We start from the raw sequence: 17,422 nt of genomic DNA, 5'->3' as shown, positions 1-17,422 counted from the left end.
GCATACGCCGAACTTCCGAATCGTCACTAAAGAATCAAAGCTGATTCGCCTTGTCCAGTGGGGCGGGTGAAAAAGATTAAAACTTGGCTAAAAGTCAGCCGAATTGGCTGTGGCGTATCGCCCGACAAGCCAATGCGGCAGCCCCTGGATTTCAGAAGCCGCCGCATCCGGAAGAAGGTCTCAACCTGGTTCAGCCCTGAATCAAGCCAGTGTGCGCTCGATGATGTCGCGCAGGTCGGCCGACAGCCCTTCCTTGGCCTGGATCGAAAGCAGCGCGGCGCGCGCCTTGGCCTGGCGCTTCGGCTCGAGCGAACGCCACGACCGAAGGGCAGTGGCGAGGCGTGCGGCGACCTGCGGATTACGCTTTTCAACTGTTAGAACCGTTTCGGCAAAGAAGGTGTAGCCCGCACCGTCGGCACGGTGGAAGCCAGTCTGGTTGGCGCTGGCGAAGCCGCCGATCAGCGAGCGCACACGGTTGGGGTTGGCGATCGAGAAAGCCGGATGCTCGACCAGCGTTCTCACAGCATCGACGGCACCTGCGCCCGGCGCTGTCGCCTGGATCATGAACCACTTGTCCATGACCAGCGGGTCGCTTCGGTAGCGCTTGTCGAATTCGGAAAGCGCTGCCTTGGCTTCCACCGAGCCGGCATGGCGATGCGCCAGCACCGCAAGCGCTGCGGCACGGTCGGTCATGTTGGTTGCGGCAGCGAAATGCGCGGATGCCAGAGGCGCGCCGCCTGGCAGCATGGCGAGATAGTCCAGCAGGATGTTGCGCAGCGCGCGGCGGCCGGCACTTGCGGCATCAGGCGAGAAGGGGCCTGACATGCGCAAATCCTCGTAAAGCTGCGAAAAGACTCCGCTATTGCTCTCCGCGATCTTCCTCGCCAGCGCCTCGCGCCCGGCAAAGATCGCATCAGGATCGATGTTCTTGCCGATGTCGCGGGCGATGTCGGCTTCACCAGGCAGGGCAAGCGCCAGCGCCCGGAACGCATGCTCCAGCGCATTGTCGCCGGCGATGCGCCCGGCAAGCGCGGTCAGGTCGGCGCTGAACGCCGGCTGCTTGCCGCCGAGGATGTTCTTGAACGCGCCGATGGTTGCATCGGTCAGGAGCGTGTTGAACGCCTGCCAGCGCGAGAACGCGTCGCTGTCGTGCGAGGCGAGGAAGATCTGGTTTTCCGGCCGCTGCTCGATGCTCAGTGTGATCGGTGCCGAGAAGCCGCGGTTGAGCGACAGCACCGGCCGTTCGGTAACTCCCGAAAACGTCACCACGTGCTTGCGCTTGCGGACATGGATGACGCCGTTTTCGACGGTAGCACCCTCGGCGCTGGCATATGCCATGTCCTTGCCGTCTGGCCCGACAAGGCCGAAGGCAAGCGGAATATGCATCAGCCGCTTGCGGCTTTCCGACGGCGTCGGGGGCACAGACTGCTCGATTTCGATGGTGAACTCGGCTGCTGCCGGATTGTGCGCCGTGGTCACGCTGAGGTTCGGCGTCCCGGCCTGATGATACCAGAGCGCGAATTGCGACAGGTCGCGGCCGGACACATCCTCGAACACCTTGAGGAAATCCTCGATGGTCGCGGCATCGCCGTCGTGGCGCTCGAAGTACAGGTCCATGCCTTGGCGGAACAGCTCAGCGCCCAGCACGGTACGGATCATCCGCACCACCTCGGAACCCTTTTCGTAGACGGTGGCCGTGTAGAAGTTGTTGATCTCGCGATAGCGGCGCGGCCGCACCGGATGGGCCAGCGGCCCCTGGTCCTCGGGGAACTGATGAGCCCGCAGGGTGCGCACCTCGGCGATGCGTTTGACGGCGCGCGAGCGCTGGTCGGCGGAGAATTCGTGGTCGCGGAAAACGGTCAGCCCTTCCTTCAGGCAGAGCTGGAACCAGTCGCGGCAAGTGATTCTGTTGCCTGTCCAATTGTGGAAGTACTCATGCGCGATGATCGCTTCGATATTGGCGAAATCGGCGTCGGTCGCGGTCTCCTCGTCGGCAAGCACATACTTGTCGTTGAAGATATTGAGACCCTTGTTCTCCATCGCCCCCATGTTGAAATCGGACACGGCGACGATGTTGAAGACGTCGAGATCGTATTCGCAGCCAAACACCTCCTCGTCCCATGTCATCGAGCGGCGCAGCGAATCCATGGCGTAGCCGGCCTGGTTTTCCTTGCCGTGCTCGACATAGATCCCTAGCTCGACCGAGCGGCCAGATGCCGTGACGAAGCGATCCTTGATGCAGCCGAGATCGCCGGCGACCAGGGCAAAGAGGTAGGACGGCTTGGGGAAGGGGTCATGCCAAACGGCAAAGTGCCAGCCATCGGTAAGCTCGCCCGCCTCGACCGGATTGCCGTTGGCGAGCAGCAGCGGCGCCTCGGAGCGCAAGGCTTCGATGCGAACTGTGTAGACCGACAGGATGTCGGGCCGGTCGAGGAAATAGGTGATCCGGCGAAAGCCTTCGGCCTCGCACTGCGTGCAATAGACCTTGCTGGAGCGATAGAGCCCCATCAACGCTTCGTTGCGCGACGGCACGAGTTCGGTCTCGATCAGTAGCGTGAAGTGACCGGTTGCGGGCGGATTGTGGATGACCAGCCGATCGGGCGTGGCGTCGAAATCGGCGGCATCCAGCGGTTGGCCGTCGATCTCGATGCGGCGCAGCGTCAGTCCGTCACCGTCGAGTTCGAGCGGCACCGGCTTGTCGACGCCTGCGCGGCGCTCGATGGTCAGTCGCGCCACTACCTTCGTGCTGTCTTGTCCGAGGCGGAAATCGAGTTCGGTCCTGGGGATCAGGTAGTCGCTCGGCCGGTAGTCTTCGAGACGAAACACCTGTCCGGTATCAGTGCGCATGTGATGGGCCTTCCTGTCGACGTCCGTACGCTTGATGCGCGCTGGTAGAATAAATATGCGGCCGCTGCTCTTTACACGAAACGCCCCCTCGGCAAAACTGTCCGGGACCGCACATTTGCGCGCTCCTCACCAATCCTCACGAGGCAGATATGACAATCGTCACGCCGAAATTCGGAATGGGCGCGTCCGTTTTGCGCGTCGAGGACGGGGCCTTCATCACCGGCAAGGGCCGCTACACCGACGACATCGCGCCAGCTGCCCAGATGCACGGCTACGTCCTGCGTTCGCCAGTCGCCAATGCCAGCTTCACCATCGATTCGGTGGATGCCGCGCGTTCCGCGCCTGGCGTGCATCTCGTGCTCACCGGTGCCGATGTCGCCCACCTCGGCGCCCTCAAATCCACCGTCATGCAAAAGCAGCCCAATGGCACCCGCGCACCCACCCGCGACATCCCGATCCTGTGCCGGGACCGGGTCCATTATGTCGGCGATGCGGTTGCCTTCATCGTCGCCGACAGCCGCGCGCTGGCGCAGGACGCGGCCGAACTGATCGAAGTCGACTATGACGGCGAGGACGCCGCCGCCGCTACGGCCACCGCGCTCGACGATGACGCGCCGCTGGTGTGGCCCGAACTCGGCACGAACCGAGCCTTCACCTACCATCTCGGCGACAAGGCAAGGACCGAAGCGGCCTTTGCCAAGGCCGCACACGTAACCCGCGTCGAATTCATCAACAACCGCCTGATCTGCAACTACATGGAGCCGCGCTCGGCCATCGGCGAATGGCGCAAGGACGAGGACCGTTTTGTTCTGACCACCGGCTCGCAGGGCGTGCACTCGATGCGCGACATGCTGACCGGCCAGGTTTTCGGCATCGGCGCCGACAAGCTGCGTGTCGTCACCCCCGACGTCGGCGGCGGCTTCGGCACCAAGGCCTTCGTCTATCGCGAACATGCCCTTGTTCTGGAAGCCGCCAAGCGGCTGGGCCAGCCGGTCAAATGGGCGAGCGACCGCACCGAGCACTTCCTCACCGATGCGCAAGGGCGCGACAATGTCGTCAAGGCCGAGATGGCGATGGACGGCAACGGCCATTTCCTTGGCCTGCGCGTTGATCTGATCTCCAATGTCGGCGCTTACATCTCGCAATACGGTCCGATCATCGCCCATATCGGCGCCAGCATGTCGACTGGCGTCTACGACATCCAGGCGCTCGATGTGTCGATTACCGGTGTCTACACCAACACTTGTCCCGTCGATGCCTATCGCGGGGCAGGGCGTCCGGAAGCCGCGCTTCTGGTCGAGAAGCTGACCGACGCCTGCGCGCGCGACCTTGGTCTTTCGCTCGACGAAATCCGCCGCCGCAACTTCATCCGCCCCGAACAGTTCCCGTACCGTACACAGACCGGCCGGCTCTACGATGTCGGCGAGTTCGAGGCGCATATGGAACTTTCCATGCAGCGCGCCGATTGGGCCAGCTTTCCCGATCGGCTGGCGGATGCGAAGGAGCGCGGAAAGATCCGCGGCATCGGCATGGCGACCTATATCGAGGCCTGCGCTTTTGCCGGTTCCGAGCCGGCGCGCGTCGAACTCAACGCCGACGGCTCCGTGTCGGTCTTCATCGGCACCCAGTCCAACGGCCAGGGGCATGCCACCGCCTATGCCCAGTTCGTCGCCGAAAAGCTTAACCTGGATGTAGCGAAAATCAGCGTGCATCAGGGCGACACCGACCAGCTTGCCAGTGGCGGCGGCACCGGTGGTTCGCGCTCGATACCCCTTGGCGGCGTCTCTGCCTCCCGTGCCGGCGAGGCCCTGGCCGAGAAGCTGAAGAAGCTCGCCGCTGACGAACTGGAGGCCGCTGCCGCCGACATCGAACTGGACAATGGCGAAGCAAGCATCGTTGGCACCGACCGCATGATCGACTTCGCCGCCCTTCATGCGGCGGCCAAAAACCCTGACGATCTCAAGGCGATGGGCGAGTTTGTTCAGAACGAGGCGACCTATCCCAACGGCACCCATATCTGCGAAGTCGAGATCGATCCGGAAACGGGAACCACCGAAGTCATCGCCTACACAATCGTCGACGATTTCGGCGTCACGGTGAACCCGGTGCTGCTCGCCGGCCAGGTTCATGGCGGTGTGGTTCAGGGCATCGGCCAGGCACTTGCCGAAGAAGCTGTCTATGCCGAGGACGGCCAGCTTCTGACAGCGAGTTTCATGGATTACACCATGCCGCGCGCCGACACGGTGCCTTCATTCCACTTCGAGACCCGCAACGTGCCTTCGACCACCAATGCGATGGGCATGAAGGGTGCGGGCGAGGCTGGCACCATCGGTGCGACACCGGCGGCTCTCAACGCCGTCACTGACGCGCTCTATAGAGCCTATGGCATTACCCATATCGAGATGCCGGCGACCCCGGCACGCGTCTGGGCAGCAATAGAGGCGGCCCGGCACAAGTGAAGCATCAGGTAGTACACGGCGCGTCGTCGCCGCTTACGGGCATTGGACTCAAGATCATATCTGTTGCCATCTTCGTCGGCATGTCGACCGCCATCAAGGCGGCCGGCGATGTCCCCGCCGGCCAGATCGTCTTCTTTCGCTCGTTCTTCGCCGTCTTTCCGATCCTGATCTTCCTCGCCTTCCGGCGTGAACTGCGCACCGCCGTCGTCACCAAGCGCCCGCTCAATCACGTTGCGCGCGGCGTCGTCGGCGTCACCGCCATGGGTTTCGGCTTCTTCGCGCTGACCCGGCTGCCACTGCCCGAGGCGATCACGCTGAACTATGCACAACCGCTGCTCGTAGTTGTCTTCAGCGCACTTTTCCTCGGCGAGACCGTGCGCATCCACCGCTGGACCGCTGTCGCGGTCGGCCTTTTGGGCGTCGTCATCGTTTCCTGGCCGAACCTCTCCCTGCTCAGCACTGGCCTCGGCGACGAAGAAACCTACGGTGTAATCGCAGCATTGCTGGGGGCGGCGATGTCCGCAGTCGCCATGCTTCTGGTGCGCAACCTTGTCCACACCGAGCGTACGTCGACCATCGTGCTGTGGTTCTCGCTGACGGCCAGCGTTATGGCGTTGCTTAGCATTCCCTTCGGCTGGCAGGCGCTGACCTGGGAACAGACGGCGCTGCTTGTCACCGCCGGCTTCTGCGGCGGCATCGCCCAACTGTTCATGACCGAGGCCTACCGCCATGCCGAGGCGTCGACGGTCGCACCCTTCGAATATACCTCCTTGATCCTTGGCATCGCGGTCGGCTACTTCGTTTTCGACGATCTGCCGACCATCTACACCCTCGTTGGTGGCACCATCGTCATTGGTGCCGGCATCTTCATCATCTGGCGCGAGCAGCGCCTTGGTCTGGAGCGCCGCGCCGTCAAGAAGGCAACTCCGCCGCAGTAGACGGCGGTTCATGTAATCCCGGAGCCTGCCCGCTCGTCGGAACCATCTGAGGCGATCGATATTGGTCGAAAGGGTACGCAAGCTGGCTCCGTGCCTATTGGACGGCCAGGCACCTGAGACGTTCGGCCGTTTCCTCGTCGGCGGGGAAAAACGATTCGATGGCGAGTTCGGAGAGCGTGACGTCGAGCGGCGTGCCGAACACGGTGATCGTGCTGATGAACGACAAGACCGCATCGCCCATGCGAAGCCTGAGCGGATGCGCGATCGCCAGCGGATCGGCCTGCATCGGGCGTCCCGTGCGTGGCCCGTCCGGATAGGTCAGGAGTTCCTTCTCCAGCGCTTCGAGCACCGGGTCGCCGGCCGTGTCGTTCTGGTGCTTCAGTCGCTCGATCAGGTGCGAGCGCCATTCGTGCAGGTTGACGATGTGCGGCGCCACACCCTTGGGGTGGAGGCTGAGCCTCAGCACATTGACCGGCGGTTCGAGCAGCGAGGCATCCTCCACGCCGGCCAGCATCGGGCCGAGTGCTGCATTACCCTCGATCAGGTTCCAGTGCCTGTCGACGGCCAGCGCAGGGTAGGGCTCATGGCCCTTGAGCACCATGCGAACAGCGTCCATGGCTGGCGCGAGCGAAGGATGGCTGAGTGGCTTTTCGCTGAAGCTTGGTGCGTACCCGGCGGCAAGCAGCAGCTGGTTGCGCTGGCGCAGCGGGATCGAAAGCCGTTCGGCCAAATGAAGCACCATGTCGCGGGAGGGCGCGGAACGGCCGCTTTCCATGAAGCTCAGGTGCCGTTGCGAGATCTCGGCCTCCATGGCCAGATCGAGCTGGCTCATGCGCCGTTTGGTGCGCCATTCGCGGAGGAGGTCGCCTACGGGATTTTGCGTCGTCGTCATTGCGCTACATTAAGCGGACGAATTTCTGATTGCTATTACCTCCAGCGTAATCGCTTGGCTCCAGCGATGGTGACATGTTCGGTCTCAGGAAAGCGCGCTCTATGCCGCCTCCACAACCGAGCCAGGAGCTTCAGCCATGTCCATTGCCGTCACCCCCTTCCTCCGCAACGTCCTTTTCGCCGACGCGCTCGTCAGCGGCGCAGCAGGCATCGTGATGATCCTTGGGGCATCTTTGTTGGCGCCACTCCTCGAATTGCCCGCCCAACTGCTGTTTTGGGCCGGCATGGTACTGGTACCCTTCGTCGCCATGCTGGTGGCGATCGCGCGCCGCGCCACGGTGTCCAGGCTTTTGATGATCGACATCATCGCCATCAACGCCCTTTGGGTGGTCGGCAGCTTTGGCTTGCTTGTCTCGGGCATTGTCCAGCCAAACGTCCTTGGCATCGCCTTCGTCATAGTCCAGGCGCTGACGGTCGCGGTGTTCGCCGAACTGCAATTCGTTGGCATCCGTCGCGCGGCGGCGGCAGCCGCTTGAACGGGCTGGGCTAGGTCGGCGCTAGCCGGTCGACGGCTTGCCAGCATTCGCCGCCAATTGCGCGAAGAATGCCCGCTTGTAGGCCGGACGCGCTTCGCCGCGGGCCAGATAGGCGGCCAGGTTTGGATACTCGTCCACAATGCCCGACAATCTTAGCCTGAGCAGCACCGACACCATCATCAGATCGCCCGCGCTGAACGCTCCGTCGAGCCAATCGGCATCGCCAAGCCGAGCGGACAGTTGGTTCAGCCGGCTGCGGACGCGATCCGCGACCAGGGGCAGGCGCTCCTTGCTCCATGGTTTGTCGCCTTCGAGTAGCCTGGCGTTTGCGAGTTCAAGGATTGGCGGCTCCACCGTGTTCACCGCTGCAAACATCCATGCAATCGCCCGCGCGCGGGCATTGATGTCGTCCGGCAGCAGCCCCGCGTGGCACTCGGCGATGTGGAACACGATCGCCCCTGTCTCGAACATGGCGAGATCGCCTTCCTCATAGGTTGGAATTTGCCCGAACGGATGAAGCGCCAGATGCGCGGGCTCCTTCATGGCAAGAAACGATACAGGGCGAACCTCGTAGGGTTGCCCGACCTCCTCGAGCGCCCAGCGAACGCGCGTATCGCGCGCCAGTCCCTTGCCGCCGTCGGGTGACTGTTCAAAGGCCGTGATGGTGATTGTCACCGAAAGGCACTCCCTGACCCACGCCGGTTCAACGGGGCCAGGCGCTAGATGCCGCCCAGTTCCCTCAACTTCGCTTTGACCTCCAGGAAGTCCCGCCACGCAAGCTTCTTGTGGGCAGGATTCCTCAGCAGATACGCCGGATGCAGCGTCGGCATCACGGGAATGACCGTTCCGTCCGCGGTGGTATGGCTTTTCCAGCTGCCGCGCAGCCGCAGGATGCCTTCCGTCGAACCGACAAGCAGCTTGGCCGAGGGACCGCCCAGCGTCACCAGGACCTTGGGTTTGGTAAGCGCGATCTGACGCTCGATGAACGGCCGGCAGATCTCGGTCTCATGCGGCGTCGGCGTGCGATTGCCCGGCGGCCGCCACGGGATCACATTGGTGACAAAAGCTGACTTCCGCTCGATCCCGATCGCCGCGAGGATGCGGTCGAGCAATTGCCCCGAGCGGCCGACAAAAGGCAGGCCCTCGAGGTCCTCGTCGCGCCCGGGCGCTTCGCCCACCAACATCAGGTCGGCGTCAGGGCTGCCATCGGCGAAGACCATGCTCTTGGCAGTCGCCTTGAGATTGCAGCCGTCGAACCCTTCCATGATCTGACGCAACTCGTCGAGCGAGGCTGCCTGCGAGGCAAGCTCTCGCGCGGCTGCAGCCTGGGCTTCGTCAGGCAGGGCGGCTGATGCAGCGGGGCGCGGGGCGGGCGGCGTTGCGGTCCGGTCCGCGCCCGGACGAGGTGCGTCGCTGGGCTGAGCCACCTTCTGCGCCGGCGCGGCCTGGCGCTGTTGCGCACTTTCGGCGAATCTGTCGATCGGATCGTCGACAAGCGCGTCATCGACGCCCGCCGCCGCATAGAAGGCGAGCAGATCGCGCAGATCCGGACGTTCGTTTCCCGAAATTGAGGCCATGCCCCAGTTTCGACGTTACGCCACCGATTTGCAAGTTCACGACGAGGGAATGCGCGGGTCCTGCACCAGATAAAAGCGCCAGCGCGGCGTATAGTCGGTCAAGAGGAAGCTGAAATCGGCGATCTCGCCCGGATCGACCTTGCCGTCGATGAAGCGCAGCCGATCAAATGGTTCGAAGTCGCGGCTGTACCGGGAAAAGCTGTTCGACGAGATGTTGGCACTGTCGGTCCGCCGTTGGTCGAAGGACAGGCCATCGCCGAAATCGCTTGGCTTACCCTCGACCTCCTGCAACTCGAACTCGAACTCGACCCAGGCCTGGCCGCTGTTGTTCAAGGCCTCGATGCGCATGAACATGATGCCGTTGGCGTAGAAACCCGAGCTGTCGAACGGTCGGATCGGGCGGATCGTTCGCATCGTAAGCGTCACAGGTGAAGAGGATTCGAGCTCTTCCCTGACGACGAACGGGTCTTCCCTGGTGCCGCTGCCCGACACCCCTGTAATGCGAAAGCCGCCAAGTTCGTCGGAGAACGAATAGGCGCCGCTGACCCAGACCTTCTGGTCGGCCTCAGTCTCTTGCGAGCGACCTGCACTGCTCAGGCATGTCGCAATAAGAAGGGCAACCCCGGCCAGTATGTGGCGTCTAGGGTGCAAGCGCTTCGATCCGGTCCTGCAAGGCACGTATTGGCGCATGAAGAATCAATGGACGAATAGGCTGTTGAACAACACCTGTTTGTTGACAGTACGGGCCATGGCGCGCAGCCGAAAGGTGAAATATTTTGACCTTTACGTTAACGTAAGATATTTTATCCTCATGGAGGGGCGTCACTAGACCAAACAGCCGATGTGCGGATCGGTCCGGTTTGACGTTTGCCAACGATGCGCTATGCAGCGCTTAGCTACAGATTGCCCTTGGGACAGGGCTAGCCACGCGGAGGGATTGATGAGCGATATCGAACGCGAGAGCATGGAATTCGACGTTGTCATCGTTGGCGCAGGGCCGGCGGGCTTGGCAGCGGCGATCCGGCTCAAGCAGGTCAATCCCGAGCTTTCGGTCGTCGTGCTCGAAAAGGGCGGCGAGGTCGGTGCGCATATCCTGTCGGGTGCCGTCGTCGATCCGATCGGTATCGACCGGCTTTTGCCCGACTGGCGCGAGGATGCCGACCATCCGTTCAAGACGCCGGTCACCGACGACCATTTCCTCGTGCTGGGACCCGCCGGCTCGGTCAAGCTGCCCAATTTCGCCATGCCGCCTTTGATGAGCAACCACGGCAACTACATCGTGTCGCTCGGCAATGTCTGCCGCTGGCTGGCCACCAAGGCCGAAGCGCTCGGCGTCGAGATCTATCCCGGCTTTGCCGCCGCCGGCCTGCTCTACAATGACGAAGGTGCCGTCACCGGCGTCGTGACCGGCGACATGGGCGTCGAGCGCGATGGCTCGCACGGCCCATCCTTCGCGCCTGGCATGGCGCTGATGGGCAAGTACGTGCTGATCGGCGAGGGCGCGCGCGGCTCGCTCGCCAAGCAGCTGATCGCCAAATACGACCTTGGCGCCGGCAAGGAGCCGCAAAAATTTGGCATCGGCCTCAAGGAACTGTGGCAGGTCGCGCCCGAGCATCACAAGCCGGGTCTGGTCCAGCATTCCTTCGGCTGGCCGCTCGACTTCAAGACCGGCGGCGGCTCGTTCCTCTACCACCTCGAAGACAACATGGTTGCGGTCGGCTTCGTCGTTCACCTCAACTACAAGAACCCCTATCTGTCGCCCTTCGAGGAATTCCAGCGCTTCAAGACGCACCCGGCGATCCGCCACACCTTCGACGGCGCCAAGCGGCTGTCCTACGGCGCGCGCGCCATCACCGAGGGCGGCTACCAGTCGGTGCCGAAACTGTCTTTCCCTGGTGGCGTGCTGATGGGCTGCTCGGCCGGCCTGGTCAACGTTCCGCGCATCAAGGGTTCGCACAACGCCGTGCTGTCAGGCATGCTGGCCGCCGAACACGTCGCGGATGCCATCGCTGCCGGTCGCGCCAATGACGAGCTCGCCTCATACGAGGCCGCCTGGCGGGCGACCGACATCGGCAAGGACCTGAAGAAGGTCCGCAACGTCAAGCCTTTGTGGTCGCGCTTCGGCACCATTTTGGGCGTCGGCCTCGGCGGGCTCGACATGTGGCTCAACACGCTGTTCGGCGTTTCGCCCTTCGGCACGCTCAAGCATGGCAAATCGGACGCCCAATCGCTCGAGCCGGCTTCGAAGCACAAGAAGATCGACTATCCCAAGCCCGACGGCGTCTTGACCTTCGACCGCCTGTCGTCGGTGTTCTTGTCCAACACCAACCATGAGGAGGACCAGCCGGTCCACCTCCAGGTCAAGGACATGGAGCTGCAGAAGCGTTCGGAATACGAAATCTTCGCCGGACCTTCGAGCCGTTACTGCCCGGCAGGCGTCTATGAATGGGTCGATGCCGACGGCAATTCGATCGCCGGCGAGCCCGGCCATGCCGACGCCAAGTTCGTCATCAACGCGCAGAACTGCGTCCACTGCAAAACTTGCGACATCAAGGACCCCAACCAGAACATCAACTGGGTGCCGCCGCAGGGCGGCGAGGGGCCGGTCTACCCGAACATGTGATCGCGCGGGGTTTGCGCTCTGAAAATTGCAGCGGCCCGGAAATCGTCACGATTTTCGGGCCGCTTGCTTATCCGCGGGGCGTTGTTCCAGCCTGCGAAGACACCGTTTCGGTTTCGGCCTCTTCGGCGGGTACATGCGCGTCGCTGAACGAGAATTCCACCAGCAGCGGCCTGTGATCGGAGCCGGCGTCCTCGCCCATGGTCACCGAATGCACCACGACGTCGCCCTTGGCCAAGACGTGGTCGATGGTCAGCCCGGCAAAGCGCATGAACTCGGGCAGGGAGAAGGTCAGCCAGGTGCGCCCGGCGGCCGGCATCAGCGTGAGCCCTCCTGCCTCGGCAACCCTCGAAACCGTGGCGCTCCAGGGCGTGGCGTTGAAATCGCCGCCCAGCAATGCGTTTTCACCCATCGAGCCAAGGGGGCTGCTGAGCCGGGTTACCAGCCTCGACTGCTCGAAGGGCCATGGCCAGCCGAGGTGGAGGGCCGCAACGTCTGCCGTCCGTCCGCCGAAATCGACCTTGGCGATGGCCAGCGCACCATTGCCGAAGCACTGTGGCTGGGTACCCTCCGCAAAAGGCCGGCGCGACAGGAGCGCAACCCCGAACATGCGGTTCGGATAACGGCACAGCATGCGGTACGGATAGCGCATGAACAGCGGTTGCAGCTTGCCCGCCCACATGTCCGACACTTCTTCGAAGGCGATCACGTCAGGCTGCATCCGACCGACAAGCGACAGCACCTTTTCGGGGTAGGCGTTGTCGAAGCGCAGGTTCATCTGCAGCATCTTGTAGGCCGGCCTGTCGTCGGTACGTGGCTGAAACGCAGCGTGGACTGGTCCGAGGCCTGGCAGGGGAAGCGCGCTTGAGGTTGTCGAAAGTGCTGCCGCGCCAAATGCCAATGCGGCAATCGCCTGCCAGCGAAGCGACGAAAACAGCAGCGGTACCGCCGCCAGCATCATTAGGACGGCCAGGTGCACCCGGAAATGAGCGAACGAATCGAATGCCGGATGCCAGGTGCCGAAAAAACCCGCCACTAGCGGCAGCGAAAGCAGCATCATCGCCAGGAAGCAGGCGATCTTGCCGGAATTGAAAAAAGCCATGGTCGTCATGTCAGCTTCATGTCGCGAGAATTGCGGCCCATTGATGATCGATTATGTGCCCCTCGATGGTTGCTGCAAAGTGACCCTGGCATGACCAATCGGCGTAGACTTGGCGCCAGCCTCGGTTGAAATGCGACGCGAACCGTGAGACCGATGGGCCGAACAAATGCGGTTCACCGGTGTTGCACCGGTGTTTCGCGCTCGCTGCGACTGTCATGCGGAGAATGGAATGAAAACAGCCGCCAATCATTGGCTGCGGGCATGTGCGGTCGTGCTTGCCATCGTGCCGTCAGCCGTCCGCGCCGAAGGCCAGACTGTCGAACAGGTCAAGACTTACGCCATTTCAGGCAGCTCGGCGGCCGAGCTCTATGCCTCGATTGGCGAACGGGGCCCCAAAGCCGGCATGGGGCGTGCCATCGCCCACACCAATTTCAAGCTGACCTGGCAGCGAAAATACGAGCCGCAGGGCGGCGCCTGCACGCTGGTCTCAGCCAAGCCCAAGCTCATCATCACCTACACCTTGCCCCAGCCGACCGGCCGCCTGCCGGCCGAGCTGCAGAAACGCTGGGATGTCTTTTATGAAGGTGTCCGGCGCCACGAGCTGGTGCATGGCCAGATGATCAAGGAAATGGTCGCGACAATCGAAAGGACCACCATCGGCGTTTCGGCCGCCAGCGACCCGAACTGCAAGAAGGTCAGGCAGGAGATCATCAAGCCGCTTTCAGAGGCCTCTTTGGCGCAACGCGAGAAAAGCCGCGACTTCGACCGCGTCGAGCTTGGCGATGGCGGCAACGTCCACCGCCTGATCCTGGGTTTCGTGAACGGGCAATAGCTCAAGCACCGACGCGCGCAAGGAGAGCCGCGTTCGCTGTTTGCGAGCGCGACGAGTGCAGCGTTATTGAAAAGCCGTCTCGGCAAAACTGCGCAGCTTGCGCGAATGCAGCCGCTCATTGGGCATTTCGGCGAGCTTTTCCATGGCGCGTATGCCGATGGTCAGATGCTGGGCCACCTGCCGCTTGTAGAACTCCGTCGCCATGCCCGGCAGCTTCAGTTCGCCATGCAGCGGCTTGTCGGATACGCACAACAGCGTGCCGTAGGGCACGCGGAAGCGGAAGCCGTTGGCGGCAATGGTTGCAGATTCCATGTCGAGCGCGATCGCGCGTGACTGCGACAGCCGCTGCACCGGGCCGCGCTGGTCGCGCAGTTCCCAGTTGCGGTTGTCGATGGTCGCAACGGTTCCCGTGCGCATGATGCGCTTGAGGTCGTAGCCGGACAGGCCGGTAACCTCGGCGACCGCCTCCTGCAGCGCCACCTGCACTTCGGCCAGAGGCGGGATCGGGATCCACACCGGCAGGTCGTCGTCGAGCACGTGGTCCTCGCGCACATAGGCATGCGCCAGCACATAGTCGCCGAGCGCCTGGGTGTTGCGCAGGCCGGCGCAGTGGCCGAGCATCAGCCAGGCATGGGGCCTCAGCACCGCGATGTGGTCGGTGATGGTCTTGGCGTTGGATGGGCCGACGCCGATGTTGACCATGGTGATGCCGGCATGGCCCGGTTTCTTCAGATGGTAGGCCGGCATTTGCGGCAGCCGTGCCGCCGGGGTTCCTGCAGACGGCGCCGTGTCGCCCGCCTTCGTCACCACGCCGCCGGGTTCCACGAATTCCGTATAGCCGCCGCCGCCCTTGGCCATCAGGTCGCGGGCGAGCACGACGAACTCGTCGATGTAGAACTGGTAGTTGGTGAACAGGACGAAGTTCTGGAAATGGTGCGGCGTCGTCGCCGTGTAGTGCGCCAGCCGGTGCAGCGAATAGTCGATGCGCTGGGCCGTAAACACAGCCAATGGTCGGGATTCGCCGGGCATGATCTCGAACGTGCCGTTGGCGATATGATCGTCGGTGCCGTCGAGGTCCGGCACGTCGAACAGGTCGCGGATCGGCCGCTGGATGCGGTCGGCGGCGGCACCGTCGACATGGGTGCCTTCGAGGAAGGCGAAATGCAGCGGGATCGGGGTCGTCGATTCCGACACCGTCACCGGTCCGCCATGGTTGCGCATGATCAGCTTGAGCTGTTCGGTCAGGTAGCTCTGGAACAGGTCGGGCCGGGTGATCGTCGTCGAGAAATGGCCCGGCGTCGGCATGTGGCCATAGGCCTGGCGGGAATCGACCTGCGAGTAGGACGTCGTGGTGACGCCAACCTCGGGATAAAACGCGCGAAACCGCACATTGGTATCGGCGCCGGCCGCTAGCGATGCAAAGGCATCGCGCAGGAATGCGGTATTGCGCTCATAGAGCTTCTGCAAAGCCGCGACTGCTTCTGCAGCATCGGTGAAGCTCTGCCGCGGAAACGGCAGCGGCGAAGAAATGGATTCGATGGGCTGAGGATAGATTCGCTTTTCCATGACCTATTATAGAGACCAATCATGACGGCTGCGAGAGGGCCGTGTCGTCGTGTTGTTAATTCCCGTTAACCGCGCTTCAGGCTGACCAGCAGGACGAAGCCGACGCCGCCATTGCGTGCAGCAGGCGCTTCGATGGTGGAGCCCGAGTCACCGCGCAACTGGGGTACGGCGAGCACCGGAGCGGCGAGAACCATCAGGATCAACATCGCCCGCGGCAGAAGCCGGAGGGTCTTGATGATCGGGGTTGCGGTGCGGGTCATGGCGTTGGCTTTGCTTTTTGGGGCTCTAATGGAGGGTTTGGTCAGTCCGTCTTCGAAGATGTCATTTCCCAGGAGCGGGCGGGTCTGCTGGTCTCGGCGACCAGGGCGGCGAACATGATGCCGAACAGCGCGCTGAGCAGACAGACGATGGTGAACCGGCGAGCGAGCATTGGTGTCTTCCCCTTCAATTGATCGGACTATGCCTGCCAGCGACTGAACGGGTTCTGAGACCTCCGTTCATCTTCGGTTCAAATTTATTGACAGCCTGTAGCCCGTCCGCAGGGTTGTGTTTCGTCGGGCCGCGCATATCTGCTCAGCATCGCGCATCAACGGAGACTGCGGAATGACCAGCCAGACATTGCCGATCGAACTCTATTATTGGCCCACGCCGAACGGCTGGAAGATTTCGATCATGTTGGAGGAACTCGGCGTTCCCTACACGGTCAAATACGTAAATATCGGCAAGGGCGAGCAGTTCGAGCCGTCATTCCTCAAGATCGCCCCCAACAACCGCATGCCGGCCATCGTCGATCCTGAAGGCCCTGCCTCGGACGGCAAATGGGGTGGTGCGCCGATCTCGGTCTTCGAATCCGGAGCGATCCTGCAGTATCTTGGTCGCAAGTTCGGCAAGCTCTATCCCAGCGACGAGCGTGGCCGCGCCGAGGTCGACCAGTGGCTGTTTTGGCAAGTCGGCGGCCTGGGGCCGATGGCCGGCCAGGCCCATCACTTCCGCCAATATGCGCCGGAAAAGATCGCCTATGGCATCGACCGCTACACCAATGAGGTCAATCGCCTCTACGGTGTGATGAACAAACGCCTGGCCGATCGCGAGTTCCTGGCCGGCGACTATTCGATCGCTGACATCGCCTCGCTCGGCTGGATCAAGCCCTACAAGAACCAGGGACAGGATCTCGACGACTTCCCCCACCTCAAGCGCTGGTTCGAAACGCTCACCGCCCGCCCGGCGGTCATCCGCGGCATGGCCGTCGGCGAAGACCACAGGCGCAACCTCGCCGACGACAAGGAAGCCCAGAAGGTGCTGTTCGGCCAGAAGGCCAGGGCCTAAAGAGCGAATAGGAAGTAGCGAATAGCGAGTAGAGGGCTCTTGACCACAGAGGTCGTTGTGAGCCGGCCATTCGCTATTCGCTATTCGCTATTCGCTATTCGCTATTCGCTATTCGCTATTCGCTATTCGCTATTCACTCAGATTTTCGACCAGTTCTGGGTCTTGCAGATCAGACCGCCAAGCACGCAGCCCTTCATCTTGAGGTTGGAGCCGGCCAGGCTGGCCTTGCCGGCGTAAGTCTTGTCGTTTGCCGGGTCGGTGATCTCGCCCGAATAGGCGCTGCCGCCGTCGGCGTTGAAGGTGCCGATCTTCTTGCCGGCGTGCTTGCCGTCCTTCAGCGTGATGCAGAAGCTGCCGCCGCACGAGGCGATCGCCGCGGTCGAGCCGGCTTCCGTCTTCCAGTTGCCTTCGATCGGATCGGCATAGGCGGCACCTGCCATCATCAAGGTGGCAGCTACGGCCACGGTCATCTTGCTAAGCATTGAAATCCTCCCGGATGCAAAGGCGCTCTCCCGCGCCTGACGTTTACGCAAACGTAAGCGTAATGGAGCTTCCACGAAAGCGAAAGCGGTGCCCCAAGGGAAGCTTCTGGCATTTTTTGATGCGCGAATGCGCCTTCGAAGTCGGGAAGTTCACCGACTTGCCCAAGGTGAATGCGTCGCGTGGTTATCAAAGACTTAGCCGCCTACTGGCGAATTTTCATCGCATTTTCTGCAAATCCCAGTCGG

The 17,422-nt window shown here is 62.5% G+C and carries 16 protein-coding genes; 6 read left to right on the top strand and 10 right to left on the bottom strand.

The window, feature by feature from the left end; translation table 11 throughout:
* Nucleotides 1-201 precede the first annotated feature (201 nt).
* Nucleotides 202-2,847, bottom strand: coding sequence for an aminopeptidase N (gene pepN / locus C8K44_RS05315; protein ID WP_109574711.1), 2,646 nt, complete (start codon nt 2,845-2,847; stop codon nt 202-204).
* Nucleotides 2,848-2,996: 149 nt separating this feature from the next.
* Between pepN and C8K44_RS05310 the strand changes: the two genes are divergently transcribed.
* Nucleotides 2,997-5,306, top strand: a complete 2,310-nt coding sequence (locus C8K44_RS05310) for a xanthine dehydrogenase family protein molybdopterin-binding subunit (protein ID WP_109574710.1) — start codon at nt 2,997-2,999, stop codon at nt 5,304-5,306.
* A complete protein-coding gene (locus tag C8K44_RS05305) occupies nt 5,303-6,244 on the top strand; it encodes a DMT family transporter (protein ID WP_109574709.1) in 942 nt (313 codons plus the stop codon). The genes C8K44_RS05310 and C8K44_RS05305 overlap by 4 nt, the downstream gene beginning before the upstream one ends.
* 94 nt (nt 6,245-6,338) lie before the next feature.
* Here the strand turns inward: C8K44_RS05305 and C8K44_RS05300 are convergent, their stop codons facing one another.
* Entirely contained in the window at nt 6,339-7,136 is a 798-nt protein-coding gene (locus C8K44_RS05300) for a helix-turn-helix transcriptional regulator (protein WP_109574708.1), read from the bottom strand.
* A 136-nt stretch (nt 7,137-7,272) separates the two neighbouring features.
* On the opposite strand from C8K44_RS05300, the gene C8K44_RS05295 reads away from it, so the two are divergent.
* Nucleotides 7,273-7,671 carry a hypothetical protein gene (locus tag C8K44_RS05295; protein WP_109574707.1) on the top strand — a complete coding sequence of 133 codons (399 nt, stop codon included), beginning with the start codon at nt 7,273-7,275 and terminating at the stop codon, nt 7,669-7,671.
* Between the two features lie 21 nt (nt 7,672-7,692).
* Here the strand turns inward: C8K44_RS05295 and C8K44_RS05290 are convergent, their stop codons facing one another.
* Genes C8K44_RS05290 through C8K44_RS05280 form a run of 3 tightly spaced genes read right to left on the bottom strand, consistent with a single transcriptional unit; the run spans nt 7,693 to nt 9,899 of the window.
* Entirely contained in the window at nt 7,693-8,346 is a 654-nt protein-coding gene (locus C8K44_RS05290; protein WP_109574706.1) for a glutathione S-transferase family protein, read from the bottom strand.
* Between the two features lie 44 nt (nt 8,347-8,390).
* Complete coding sequence (locus tag C8K44_RS05285) at nt 8,391-9,248, bottom strand: uracil-DNA glycosylase (protein WP_109574705.1); 858 nt, start codon at nt 9,246-9,248, stop codon at nt 8,391-8,393.
* Between the two features lie 36 nt (nt 9,249-9,284).
* A complete protein-coding gene (locus tag C8K44_RS05280; RefSeq protein WP_245417368.1) occupies nt 9,285-9,899 on the bottom strand; it encodes a hypothetical protein in 615 nt (204 codons plus the stop codon).
* A gap of 289 nt (nt 9,900-10,188) precedes the next feature.
* Here C8K44_RS05280 and C8K44_RS05275 point away from each other — a divergent pair, with 289 nt between their 5' ends.
* A complete protein-coding gene (locus tag C8K44_RS05275) occupies nt 10,189-11,871 on the top strand; it encodes an electron transfer flavoprotein-ubiquinone oxidoreductase (RefSeq protein WP_109574703.1) in 1,683 nt (560 codons plus the stop codon).
* Nucleotides 11,872-11,938: 67 nt separating this feature from the next.
* Here the strand turns inward: C8K44_RS05275 and C8K44_RS05270 are convergent, their stop codons facing one another.
* Nucleotides 11,939-12,979, bottom strand: coding sequence for an endonuclease/exonuclease/phosphatase family protein (locus C8K44_RS05270; protein WP_245417367.1), 1,041 nt, complete (start codon nt 12,977-12,979; stop codon nt 11,939-11,941).
* A gap of 220 nt (nt 12,980-13,199) precedes the next feature.
* Between C8K44_RS05270 and C8K44_RS05265 the strand changes: the two genes are divergently transcribed.
* Complete coding sequence (locus C8K44_RS05265; RefSeq protein WP_109574702.1) at nt 13,200-13,802, top strand: DUF922 domain-containing protein; 603 nt, start codon at nt 13,200-13,202, stop codon at nt 13,800-13,802.
* 63 nt (nt 13,803-13,865) lie between these two features.
* On the opposite strand, the gene C8K44_RS05260 is transcribed toward C8K44_RS05265, so the two are convergent.
* The 3 genes from C8K44_RS05260 to C8K44_RS28155 form a co-directional block, all read right to left on the bottom strand.
* Complete coding sequence (locus tag C8K44_RS05260) at nt 13,866-15,368, bottom strand: AMP nucleosidase (RefSeq protein WP_109574701.1); 1,503 nt, start codon at nt 15,366-15,368, stop codon at nt 13,866-13,868.
* Between the two features lie 65 nt (nt 15,369-15,433).
* Nucleotides 15,434-15,628, bottom strand: coding sequence for a hypothetical protein (locus C8K44_RS05255; RefSeq protein ID WP_109574700.1), 195 nt, complete (start codon nt 15,626-15,628; stop codon nt 15,434-15,436).
* A 41-nt stretch (nt 15,629-15,669) separates the two neighbouring features.
* The gene (locus tag C8K44_RS28155; protein WP_281062980.1) at nt 15,670-15,798 is read right to left on the bottom strand and encodes a hypothetical protein; all 129 of its coding nucleotides are present in this window, start codon (nt 15,796-15,798) and stop codon (nt 15,670-15,672) included.
* A 173-nt stretch (nt 15,799-15,971) separates the two neighbouring features.
* Here C8K44_RS28155 and C8K44_RS05250 point away from each other — a divergent pair, with 173 nt between their 5' ends.
* Complete coding sequence (locus tag C8K44_RS05250; protein WP_109574699.1) at nt 15,972-16,694, top strand: glutathione S-transferase family protein; 723 nt, start codon at nt 15,972-15,974, stop codon at nt 16,692-16,694.
* Between the two features lie 137 nt (nt 16,695-16,831).
* Here C8K44_RS05250 and C8K44_RS05245 read toward each other — a convergent pair whose 3' ends face one another.
* Entirely contained in the window at nt 16,832-17,176 is a 345-nt protein-coding gene (locus C8K44_RS05245; protein ID WP_109574698.1) for a DUF2147 domain-containing protein, read from the bottom strand.
* Nucleotides 17,177-17,422: the final 246 nt, after the last annotated feature.

The organism is Aminobacter sp. AP02, from assembly GCF_003148805.1.
In the GTDB taxonomy this organism is placed as follows: Bacteria; Pseudomonadota; Alphaproteobacteria; order Rhizobiales; family Rhizobiaceae; genus Aminobacter.
Note: the sequence above shows the minus strand (reverse complement) of the source record. Positions and strands in the feature narration are given on the sequence as shown.

Bases quoted from the DNA above. Each gene is read 5' to 3' on its own strand.
- pepN (WP_109574711.1), bottom strand. From the start codon at position 2,847: ATGCGCACTGATACCGGACAGGTGTTTCGTCTCGAAGACTACCGGCCG.
- C8K44_RS05310 (WP_109574710.1), top strand. From the start codon at position 2,997: ATGACAATCGTCACGCCGAAATTCGGAATGGGCGCGTCCGTTTTGCGC.
- C8K44_RS05300 (WP_109574708.1), bottom strand. From the start codon at position 7,136: ATGACGACGACGCAAAATCCCGTAGGCGACCTCCTCCGCGAATGGCGC.
- C8K44_RS05295 (WP_109574707.1), top strand. From the start codon at position 7,273: ATGTCCATTGCCGTCACCCCCTTCCTCCGCAACGTCCTTTTCGCCGAC.
- C8K44_RS05285 (WP_109574705.1), bottom strand. From the start codon at position 9,248: ATGGCCTCAATTTCGGGAAACGAACGTCCGGATCTGCGCGATCTGCTC.
- C8K44_RS05275 (WP_109574703.1), top strand. From the start codon at position 10,189: ATGAGCGATATCGAACGCGAGAGCATGGAATTCGACGTTGTCATCGTT.
- C8K44_RS05270 (WP_245417367.1), bottom strand. From the start codon at position 12,979: ATGACGACCATGGCTTTTTTCAATTCCGGCAAGATCGCCTGCTTCCTG.
- C8K44_RS05265 (WP_109574702.1), top strand. From the start codon at position 13,200: ATGAAAACAGCCGCCAATCATTGGCTGCGGGCATGTGCGGTCGTGCTT.
- C8K44_RS05260 (WP_109574701.1), bottom strand. From the start codon at position 15,368: ATGGAAAAGCGAATCTATCCTCAGCCCATCGAATCCATTTCTTCGCCG.
- C8K44_RS05255 (WP_109574700.1), bottom strand. From the start codon at position 15,628: ATGACCCGCACCGCAACCCCGATCATCAAGACCCTCCGGCTTCTGCCG.
- C8K44_RS28155 (WP_281062980.1), bottom strand. From the start codon at position 15,798: ATGCTCGCTCGCCGGTTCACCATCGTCTGTCTGCTCAGCGCGCTGTTC.
- C8K44_RS05250 (WP_109574699.1), top strand. From the start codon at position 15,972: ATGACCAGCCAGACATTGCCGATCGAACTCTATTATTGGCCCACGCCG.
- C8K44_RS05245 (WP_109574698.1), bottom strand. From the start codon at position 17,176: ATGCTTAGCAAGATGACCGTGGCCGTAGCTGCCACCTTGATGATGGCA.